Annotated in this window: 12 protein-coding genes; 1 reads left to right on the top strand and 11 read right to left on the bottom strand. The window is 62.4% G+C overall.

Annotation, left to right across the window (positions count from 1 at the left end; all coding sequences use genetic code 11):
* Nucleotides 1–215: 215 nt before the first annotated feature.
* Entirely contained in the window at nt 216–779 is a 564-nt protein-coding gene (locus EOD29_RS03045) for a sigma-70 family RNA polymerase sigma factor (RefSeq protein WP_067320579.1), read from the top strand.
* 9 nt (nt 780–788) lie between these two features.
* Here EOD29_RS03045 and EOD29_RS35785 read toward each other — a convergent pair whose 3' ends face one another.
* The 11 genes from EOD29_RS35785 to EOD29_RS02995 all read right to left on the bottom strand — a co-directional run bounded on the left by EOD29_RS35785 (nt 789) and on the right by EOD29_RS02995 (nt 9,712).
* Nucleotides 789–965: a hypothetical protein gene (locus EOD29_RS35785; protein WP_082953720.1), complete on the bottom strand. Its 177-nt coding sequence runs from the start codon at nt 963–965 to the stop codon at nt 789–791.
* 183 nt (nt 966–1,148) lie between these two features.
* A complete protein-coding gene (locus tag EOD29_RS03040) occupies nt 1,149–1,367 on the bottom strand; it encodes a hypothetical protein (RefSeq protein WP_066992288.1) in 219 nt (72 codons plus the stop codon).
* A 64-nt stretch (nt 1,368–1,431) separates the two neighbouring features.
* Nucleotides 1,432–2,052 carry a class I SAM-dependent methyltransferase gene (locus tag EOD29_RS03035; protein WP_245475194.1) on the bottom strand — a complete coding sequence of 207 codons (621 nt, stop codon included), beginning with the start codon at nt 2,050–2,052 and terminating at the stop codon, nt 1,432–1,434.
* A 284-nt stretch (nt 2,053–2,336) separates the two neighbouring features.
* Nucleotides 2,337–3,329, bottom strand: coding sequence for a GNAT family N-acetyltransferase (locus tag EOD29_RS03030; protein WP_127245892.1), 993 nt, complete (start codon nt 3,327–3,329; stop codon nt 2,337–2,339).
* Entirely contained in the window at nt 3,326–4,390 is a 1,065-nt protein-coding gene (locus EOD29_RS03025) for a glycosyltransferase (RefSeq protein WP_127245891.1), read from the bottom strand. Before EOD29_RS03025 ends, EOD29_RS03030 begins: the two co-directional genes overlap by 4 nt.
* 22 nt (nt 4,391–4,412) lie before the next feature.
* Nucleotides 4,413–5,345 carry a beta-xylosidase gene (locus tag EOD29_RS03020; protein WP_127245890.1) on the bottom strand — a complete coding sequence of 311 codons (933 nt, stop codon included), beginning with the start codon at nt 5,343–5,345 and terminating at the stop codon, nt 4,413–4,415.
* On the bottom strand, nt 5,338–6,099 hold the full coding sequence (locus EOD29_RS03015) for a TIGR04290 family methyltransferase (RefSeq protein ID WP_095827600.1): 762 nt from the start codon (nt 6,097–6,099) through the stop codon (nt 5,338–5,340). Before EOD29_RS03015 ends, EOD29_RS03020 begins: the two co-directional genes overlap by 8 nt.
* Nucleotides 6,100–6,101: 2 nt before the next feature.
* Entirely contained in the window at nt 6,102–6,905 is an 804-nt protein-coding gene (locus EOD29_RS03010) for a sugar phosphate nucleotidyltransferase (RefSeq protein ID WP_095827599.1), read from the bottom strand.
* The gene (locus EOD29_RS03005) at nt 6,905–8,005 is read right to left on the bottom strand and encodes a glycosyltransferase (protein WP_127245889.1); all 1,101 of its coding nucleotides are present in this window, start codon (nt 8,003–8,005) and stop codon (nt 6,905–6,907) included. Before EOD29_RS03005 ends, EOD29_RS03010 begins: the two co-directional genes overlap by 1 nt.
* 13 nt (nt 8,006–8,018) lie before the next feature.
* Nucleotides 8,019–8,612, bottom strand: coding sequence for a histidine phosphatase family protein (locus tag EOD29_RS03000; RefSeq protein ID WP_127245888.1), 594 nt, complete (start codon nt 8,610–8,612; stop codon nt 8,019–8,021).
* On the bottom strand, nt 8,609–9,712 hold the full coding sequence (locus EOD29_RS02995; RefSeq protein ID WP_127245887.1) for an inositol-3-phosphate synthase: 1,104 nt from the start codon (nt 9,710–9,712) through the stop codon (nt 8,609–8,611). The genes EOD29_RS03000 and EOD29_RS02995 overlap by 4 nt, the downstream gene beginning before the upstream one ends.
* Nucleotides 9,713–9,841 lie beyond the last annotated feature (129 nt).

Here is a 9,841-nt window from a genome sequence, read left to right as displayed (position 1 = left end):
TCCTGGGGGGCACCACGACCGTGGTGATCTTTGCGGCCTCGGGGGGATTGGCGAGTTCGTTCCTCTAACTCGAACGGCGACGCCGGGGGTTGGCGAAGGCGTTCAAGCAAGTTCGCTTACAACAGGAACGATCATCATCGTCACGCATTCTCCCTAATCAATGCCCATCAACTCTCTCTGCTGGGGTGAGAACCGTGTTACCCAAAGGCCATGCCGTGCCTGACTGCGTACCGGGCGAGGTCGCTGTCGTCGACCTCATTCCTGCCTTGCGTGCTTTTGCGCGCACTTTTTGCCGCTTGCCCGATGATGCCGACGATTTGGTGCAGGAGACCCTGACCAAGGGGCTTGCGAATTTGGACAAGTTCGAGCCGGGGACGCGATTGAAGTCCTGGCTTTTCACCATCATGCGCAATACGCATTACACGCGGGTCAAGGCGGCAGCTAGGGAAGCGCCCGGTTTGCTTGACTGCGCCTCCAGCCGGCCGATTTCGGAAGCCTCGCAGGACTGGTCCGTTCGGACCAAGGAGGTCTACCGCGCCATCCAGAAGCTTCCGATACATCAGCGCGAGGTACTGACGCTAATCGGTGTGCTGGGCGTCAGCTACGAAGAAACCGCGGAGATATGCGATTGCGCGGTCGGGACCGTTAAAAGCCGTCTCAACCGCGCGCGTGCAAGCGTCCTGGAATTCCTCGATGAAAGCTCATCGCAAGCGCTGGTCGAAAGACACGACCATCTCGCGGAAGATCACTGGGACAGAAGCGCTGACAGGCATCGATGAGGCTTGTCGTCAGTTCTCCTTTTTGCACCGGCGCTTCTCGATCAGCGCATTCTGCAACTCGATCGCGAGCTTAGCCAGGCGATCAGGAACTTTTTCCTGCTCAATGGCGGTCAACAACGACGCGATCTCTTGGTCTATGCCCAGGCTTGCCTGGCTGACGGGATCGCGCTGGCTCGGACGAGACATGGCATTCTCTTAGCAAATGTGGCCCCTTCGAGATTCACTTGAGACCATACACGGCCGGAGTTTGCAAGGCGCTTCCAGCCGCCGATCAGCTTCAGCCCCGCAGCAGATCGTGGCGGAGCGAAAACCCTTTGCCTGAACTGATCCGTTGCGAGCCTGCAAAGTCTTGCGATATTCGCCGCAAGATCAGTCTTCCGGGATCCGGTTTGCCGCGTGGTCCTGATACTGATCGGACTTGATCCGATTGCTGTCGAGGCCGCGTTCTTTTGTATGCTGTTTCTTATCCCGGTTCGACAGGACGTCATTTTCGCCAATCATGTCTTTCGGAACCGTCGTCTTCGCTCCGGTCCCTGCACCTTTGCCCTGACTGCCGCGTCCCATGTGTTTCTTACCGCCGGACGCCATCTTCTTCTCCTGGGTCTTCTAGATTCTGCGCAAGTGGTCTGGGAGCCGAACTTCGGTCCGTCGGTTATGTTCCGCCGGTACGACGAATAAGAAAGGCGGTGCCGTCCCATCGACGGAAAGGCATCTCACCATCGATGAGGACGTCCATGGCGCATATTCGGGCGAGATGGCGGATGTCGGAGGAATCGGCGGCGGGCGACATCCGGTATGAATAATTCAGGATTGCCGCCATCCCTCCCGGCCGCAACACGCGCGCCACTTCGATAAAGTGCCGTTCGGCGACGCCGGCAAGTACCAGGTAAGGGAAGCTGTCGACCGCCAGCACGCCATCAAAACCCGCGTCGACGAATTCGCCAAGATCGAGGCCCGAGGTCCGGCGGAATTCAACATTGCCAAGACCGGCGCAGCGTCGGCGCGCGACGGCAATCATCCTGGGGGAGATATCGATGCCGACGATATGCTCCGCTCTGGCGTGGAGCGCGCATTCGAAGCGGCCGATGCCGGAGCCGATATCGAGTATTGTCTTATCCGCGCCGGTAAAATCCTGTCGCTCCAGCCAGGAGACGATTTCGGCCGTTGCAGCAGAAAGCTTTTCCTCGTCGCCAAGCGACGAAAGTTGGACGCTGGCCGCCGGAGAGATGGCGACCGCTTCGTCAAAGCCCCCGGCCAGCCGGCGGATCGTCATCTCACCGGTTTCGCCGCGCAGACGGTCATGACAAACCGAAGCTGCCGTTGACCTCAGACTATCGAAGGCATCTGCCTTGCCCGAAAGAAGCACGGCTATGTCCTCGAGCCAGCCTCTTTGCTCGACAGCGCTTGCACGCATGTCCAATGCGACGTCCGCCAATTCTGGCGCGCGGATATCCGTCTCGACGGCCAATCTGGCGACCGCGACTTCGGCGGACAGGTCGGTCGCCATGCAATCCTCGAGGATATGCCTCGCGGTCGACCTCACTCGCTCTGCTGTGGTCATGGCGAGGCGCTCCGGGTCCAGACCCTTTGCACCGTCCATCGGTCCTCTGCTCCCCAGCTGTATTTGTAGCTCTCCCGGCCGCGTAGAAAATCGAACTCTCGCGCGCCGTCCTGAACGGCTTCGGCGATAGCCTTGCCGATCAGAATGGCGCCGGGGCTCTCCGATGCGTAAGCGGGGTCGAAGCCGCCGAGATAGGCATAGGCGCGGTCGTGGTGATGAAAACCGTAATAGGCGCCGACGACGGCGCCGTCGATTTCCATCAGCCAGCACCGCGCCAAATGGCTCGCGGCGAGACGGGGCAAGGCATTGCGATGAAACTCGATCGCGCTTTGCGTCAGCACGCCGCCGCCCTGTCCGGCCCAGCGGGCGTCGTGCAGGCGGATCAGCTGACCGAGAAATATCTCCGGCGCGGCCTCCGCCCGGTTGATCGTCACCCGGCCTCTCCGTTGCGCGGCTCGCAGCGCGCGACGCAGCTGGCGTCTTCGCCGCGCGGGAACGCAGCCTGCAAGCGTCTCGTCGCCAGCCAAGGCAAGCACGGGGCAGGCGGCATGGCCGGTAGATCGGCTCTCTTCGATATCGGGCAGCAAAAGCTCCAGGGATGCGGCTTCACTCGAAAGGTCCGGCAGGATCCATTGCGACCATTCGAGCGAAAGCACAGTCTCGGCAATCAAGGTACCGACGGCTTCTTCGAACTTGGGTGCGCAAAGAATATCGAGATAGTCGCTCAGCGATATTCCGATCGGAAGCAGGCGCAAACCGGAAGCGTGCCGTTCGAGGTAGAGTGGTGCCAGGCCGACGAGATCGTTTCCGTTCCACACGGCGATCGCCGAGAGATCGCCCGGCGCGAATGTCCGCCACCATGGCAGGAGCCAGGCGGGTGACTGGAAAGGCGTAGCAGAGCTGCATTGCGACCAGAGCGGCCACCAATGCTGCTCTAGACCGTCGAGCGCTTCTTGGTCGCGGATGACATCGGCACGCAGGCCGCTCACCCGGCGGCTCCCAACCGTGCTCGGGAATCGCCGAGCTTTGCCAATGCCCGATAGGCATCCATATAGGCCGAAACCATGCGATCGAGCGAAAACCGATCTCGCGCCTCGGCCCGGCATGTTTCGTTGTCGAGGTCGGCCGAAGCGTCGATGGCTATCGCCATCTCGTCGATATCATTGACCAGGAACCCGGTCTTGCCGTGCTCAACGACATTGGGCAGGGCGCCATTCGGGAAGGCCACAACCGGCGTGCCGCAGGCGAGGGCTTCCATGGCAACGAGCGAGCTCGTCTCCGCGGCGAGGCTCGGAATGACCAGGCAGCGGGCGGCGTTGAGAAGGCGCCGCTTGGCGAAAAACCCGAGCGGTCCCAGGAAACGCCGCCGCCTGTCGAGGCGAGGCTCCACCTCGTCGGCGAAATACTGAACATGTGTCCGGTAGGGATATATCTGCCCTCCTATTGCAAGCGGCACTCCAGCGCGCTTCGCGGCGTCGATCGCCAGGTGGATGCCTTTTTCCGGGCATATTCGGCTTAACACGAGCGCGAAATTGCGATGCGACCGGGGGGCGGCAAGCGCATTGACGTCAACCCCGTTTGGGATGGGCGCGATCAGTCTCGATCCGGCCGGCGCGGTTGCTTGCTGCGCCTCCGAGACCGCGTGCAGCCACAGGTCTTCACGGGCCGGGCTCAGCACTCCGGCCGGATACCAGGCAAGCGGCAGGTGCAGTGTCACGAGCGTGGGGCCGTCATCGGGAAGATAGGCATCGAAATCGATGCCATGCAGATGGACGACATCGATCGGCCAGCGCGCACGCGCGGCTGCGATCGCCGCGCGGTGCGCGTCCTGGGCGCGGCTCTTTGCCGTCTCGTCGAGCGCGCCTGTTTCGGCAGGCGTCTCGACCAAGGTTCCGGCCGCGCTGGAGCCCCGGCAGGCGACGACGATGGATTGATGGCCTTGCCTGACCAGTGCGTGATCCAGCATCGACAGCACCTGCTCGGCGCCGCCGACCGCATCGAGGCCGACAGGCGCAAGCGGATAGGCGACGTTGAGCACTGTAAGCGTCATGGCTGATCGAGCCGAAGTGACCTCATGCGGCCGAGACCCGCCGCATGGGAATCGCGGCGTCGCGCACGCCAGGTGCGTAGCGGCGCACCATCTTCGCGCAGAATTCGGCGAACTCTTCGGGCGCCTGTGGCGGGCTGGTGTGATGGGGCTGCAGGCCTCGGTGCTCGGGCGTGAAGCAGAAAGTGATGGTGACGTTGAAGTCTGCCAGGGCTTCCATCTGGCGATCGAACCAATCGAGGGCATTCGGTCTGAAACTGTCGGCCCAAGAGAGGCCGGTGCGCAGACTGGTGACGCCCAGCCGCTTCATCCAGGCGACGGCGTCGTCCAGCCGGTGGTCCTCGAAATGGAACCACTGGACGAGGCCCATTTCCGGAGTGTGCCGCACGAACTCTTCGAGCGCGGGCTTGGGCGAGCCATCCTCGCGCAGAAGACCCATGTAGAAATGACGGTAATAGGAAGAGCCTTCCACCTCGCGATGCCGTGTGGTCGCTCCCCAAGCATGAGGCAAATCATAAAGGCTATACCATTGGACGCGGGGCGCGTTGCCAAGCAGAAGCTCCGCCGTCCGCCGCAGGCCCCAGACCTGGACCTCCTCGGCGCCGAAGCTCGACACGCCGACTTCGCTGATCCAAATCGGCAGATCGGTGACTTCGGCGATCTCGCCGAGCTTTTGCGGCCATTCGTGGATCTGCCAAAGGTTCCAGTCCAGCGGGAAGCCGTGCACGGCGACGGCATCGACATGGTCGAGGACACCATATCCCTTGATCAGCGACATGAAGCCGGCATCGATCGGCGAAATGCCGCCAAGCACTCTGGTGATCGCCGGGTTTTCAAGCCCGATCGCGTCCGCCGCCAGGATACTCATGCCGGCGAAGCGGCTCCAGTCCGGATCGAGCTCTGGGTCCCAATGCGACTTGTTGTTGGGCTCATTCCAGATCATGGCGGCTTCAATCATCATTTCGTCCTTTCGACGGGTAGACCGCACCTTCACCCGCCGGCTCATCGGACGCGCGGCAGAAGTAGACCTCGTCTTCCGGGTGAAGCAGGATCTGGAAGCCGGCGCTGCGCAGCATCGCCTCGATGCAGCCGCGGTTCGGGATCCACCAGTTGGTCGGATCGTCGGCGTAGCGGTGCTCGATGAAGTGCAGCTTCGGGAATTCGGTTCGATCGAACAGGTCGAGCGTCCAAAAATCATAGTTCTGTTCGAGCGCGAGGATTTCGCTGCTCCCGCGTTGCATCGACTGGAAGACCATCAAGTCGCGCGCAACATGCTCGCGGATCAGGTCGAGCGCCAGCAACGGGTGGCGTAGATGGTAAAGCACGCCCATGAAGAGCACGATGTCGAAGGTCTCGCCGAGCGCGCCGACGTCGTAGACCGACAATTGCCGGAATTCGATGTCGCACTCGGCGATTTCGGCGGCGAAACGCGCTTGCGTCAGATAGTCCACGTCGAAATCAATGCCGAGCACGCGATCGGCGCCTCGCTTCTTCATTTCAATGGAATAGAACCCGGCGTTGCAGCCGATATCGAGCACCGACTTGCCCGAGAGATCGGCCGGGATCGCATCCGCGAATTTCTGCCATTTCACCAGAGGATAGTTGCCGAGGAAATGGTCGGGAGCGGTCTCCACGCCCGCCAGTTCCATGTTGTGGAACCACGGTCCAAGCGCATCGATGCGGCGGCGAATTTCCGCGTCGGAATGCAGCACGGTCAGCCTCCTTCGCCTGGCAAGGATGGCACCTGCGAGCGGCTCGGCGGCACGAATATCGCTGTGTCTTCGTCTTCCGAGGCGTCGTTGTTTTCAAGCAGCCGGAGCGCCGTGCGGTAGCCGTTGAAGGTGCCGACATCGACATAGGCCGAGCCTGCCTTGACGCCCCAGGCTTCACCGCCGACGGCAAGGTAAGCATTGACCAGCGTTCCGAAATACTCGTCGCAGCCGTCCCGCTCGCGCCAAAGCGCCGCGAGCCGCTGAAAGGTGAAGCCCGGCATCTTGAACGCGCCCCAGACCCAGTCCGTGGCTGCGTCCTGCTGCTTGACCTGGATCTGCTCGACGCGGCCGTCCTGATCGACAACCACGGCGTCGAAAAGCTCGGGACGGTCTACAGGAAACAGCAGGAATGACAGCCGGTCGTCCGGCAGATGGCAGAAGCCGTCCTCGGGGAACCAGATCGTGTCCGGCAGACCGATCAGGACGGTCTCTTGCGGCGCGACGAGAGGGGCGGCGCGGAAGATCGCGTCGCAAAGACCGACGGGAGAGGGCTGGGCCACGAAAATCGCGGCCGCGCTGTCATAGCCGGCCGCATAGTATTCGAGGATATCGGACTTACCCGAACCGATGATGAAGCAGATCCTGTCGACGCCGTTGCGCACCATTCGGCGCACCAGATACTCGCTGACCGCGCACGGACGCTCGGTTTGCCCGTCCATCCGGCTGCCAACCGGGAGCAGTTCCTTGGAAAAACCCAGCGGTTGAATGCGGCTGCCGCGCCCCGCCGCAGGCACGATACCCAACATCAGACGGTTTCCTTCATCGGTTCGCTTGCTGGCGCGGTGGCGGCTTCGACCAGAATCCGGTCCAGTTCCGCGGCGCGGCGTGCGGATGTGTGTTCGTCGAGGACGCGTTCGCGGGCTCGGCGGCGCAACGCCTCGAGCTCGCCGTCCGATAAACCGAGCGCGGCGACCACATCGTCGGTGGAATGTGCAAGCAGGATTTCGCAGCCGGGCTCGAAGAAGTCGTCCAGACCCGGCCAGTCGTCGGAAACGATGGCGGCGCCGCAGGCAGCCGCTTCGAACAGCCGGCCGGAGGGGCACCAGCCCTTGCGCGCCATGGCCTCGCGGGTGACATTCAGGGTGAGACGTGACGAGCAGAAGAAGGCCGGATGATCGGCAGGCGGCAAATGCCTGACGAAGAAGATGTTGTCGCTCCACGGAAACTCCTGCGGATATTGAGCGCCGCCAATGACGAAACGGCGATCCGGCAGCCGGACGGCGGGCGCGACGAGCAGCTTCTCGACGCCGGCCTGGCGATCCGAGGCATAAGTGCCGAGGTAGGACAGATCGCCCGCAAACTCGGGCCTGGACTTTGCCGGCCGATGACGCTCCGGATCGACATGGCCGTAGAGCGGCACGACACGGCGCGCCCCCAGCATGGACTTGAGCGCACCGAGTGCCTCGCCGCCGGTGTAGCTCAGCACCAAATCGAAATCGCGAAGGCCTTCCGGACCGAAATAGGGAGGCTGCTCGCCCTGCTCGATGCGCGCGAGCGTCACCGCGGTATCAAGATCGTAGAACACCTTGAGCCCACGGCAACTCTCCTGCGCGAGGCGTGAGGCTTCAACAGCATCCGGGCAGTAGGAGGTGACGATGACCGCGTCAGCCTGCCGGACCGCGATTGCCGCAGCCTGGGCAATATCATCCCATCCCGGATAGAGCACCACGTGGCCGCCATCGAGATGGGTGAGATCCCTTGCGCCGGCATAGTAGGGCGTGTCGCGCTCAAAGAAGCTGATCGACCAGCCGAGTGGCGCCAGCGCGCGTATCAGCCCGCGCCAAAGCGTGGCATGTCCGTTTCCCCAGGAAGAGGTGACCGTGAGGCCGAAGATCACCATGCGCATCGGGCAGCTCCAGTCAGGCGATTTCGTTCAGGCGAATGAGCTTAGAGCCCCAGTCGCCATGGACGACGGTGGTGATCGAGGCAGGTTCGATGTCGAAGCGAAAACAGTCGCCGAGCTGAAGGCCAAGCACCTTGCACACCGCAGCCTTGATGACGTCCGCGTGACTGATCAGTGCAACGCATCGGTTTGGGGCCTGTTCGCGCAGCACGTCCATGAGGTCGACGATCCGCTGCTGGGTGTCCTGCATGGTCTCGCCGCTCGGTGTTCGGGCGCTCTGTCGCTGGTCGTTCCACATCCGCCAGGCGGCGTCATCGGCCAGCTCTTCGAATGTCTTGCCGGACCAAGCGCCGAAATCGATCTCGTCCAATTCCTGGCAGATTCCGATCTGCTCGATATTGCAGGCGACAGCGATCGGTTTCGCGGTTTCCAAGGTGCGCTTGCGCGGGCTGCTGAAAATGGCCGCGAGCGGTTCCCTCGCCAGACGGCCGGCCAGACGCAGCGTCTGTGCCTGGCCGGTTTGGCCAAGATCGATATCCTGGCGGCCTGCCAGATAGCGGCCGACATTGTCATACGCAGCATGCCGCACGAGGAAAATAGTCGTTGTCATTCCGCGGCGTCGAGCATCGGCTCGCCCCTACCGGCTATGAAGGCGAGGGTGCGCAGGCGGGCTTCGGCATCGGTGAACTGCTCCGGCGGAGACTTCATGAAATAACTGCAAGGCCCGGTGAGCGCCCCAGCGATACCGCGATCGAGCGCCAGCTTGGCGCAGCGCACCGCGTCGATGACCACTCCGGCGGAGTTGGGCGAATCCCAGACTTCCAGCTTGAGTTCGGCATTCAGCGGGACGCCGCCGAAGGTCGTGCCTTCGACCCGGATATAGGCCCATTTGCGGTCGGTGAGCCAAGGCACATGATCGCTGGGTCCGACATGGATGTTGCCGGGCTCGAGCGGTACATCGATCTGGCTGGTGACCGACTGCGTCTTGGAGATCTTTTTCGATTCCAGCCGCTCACGCTCCAGCATGTTGAGGAAGTCCGTGTTGCCGCCGAAGTTGAGCTGGTAGGTGCGGTCGATGCGCACCCCGCGCTCCCGAAACAGATTGGCGAGCAGCCGGTGAACGATGGTAGCGCCGACCTGGCTCTTGATGTCGTCTCCGATCAGGGGCAGGCCGCGCTCTTCGAAGCGGCGGCGCCATTCCGGCCGCGAAGCGATGAAGACCGGTATGCAGTTGACGAAAGCGCACCCGGCCGCCAACGCGCATTCGGCATAATAGCGGGTTGCCGCATCCGAGCCGACCGGCAGATAGGACACCAGCACCTCGGTCCCGCTTTCCCGAAGGCCTGCGGTCACGTCGGCGACCGGCTCATTCGCTTCCTCGATTTCATCGCGCAGATATTTGCCGATGCCGTCGAGTGTAGGTCCGCGTTGCACGCGCACGCCGATCGGCGCCACATCGGCAAAACGGAAGGTGTTGTTCGGGGCGTTGTAGATTGCTTCGGCCACATCGCGCCCGACCTTGCTCTTGGCGACGTCGAAGGCGCAGACGACCTCGATGTCTTCGACATGGTAGCCGCCGAGATCGGCATGCATCAGCCCGGGGATCGGCTCGTTGCTTTTTGCCTGACGATAATAGGTGAGGCCTTGCACTAGGGAGGATGCGCAATTGCCGACACCGACGATGCCGATGCGAACCTTTTTCGATGTCACGAAACCGCCGCCTCTATTGTTGGAGGTAAGTTCCTCGCGCCGAACTGTGACCGGTCAGGAATGTTCCTTGAGAGGTGGAAAATTCGCCGATGCGGTCGACGTTCAAGACTCCCGTTGCCGGGTTGTCTC

This window comes from Mesorhizobium sp. M1A.T.Ca.IN.004.03.1.1 (assembly GCF_003997555.1).
Lineage (GTDB): Bacteria > Pseudomonadota > Alphaproteobacteria > Rhizobiales > Rhizobiaceae > Mesorhizobium.
The sequence above is the reverse complement of the archived record's forward strand: the minus strand, read 5'-3'. Positions and strand labels throughout refer to the sequence as shown.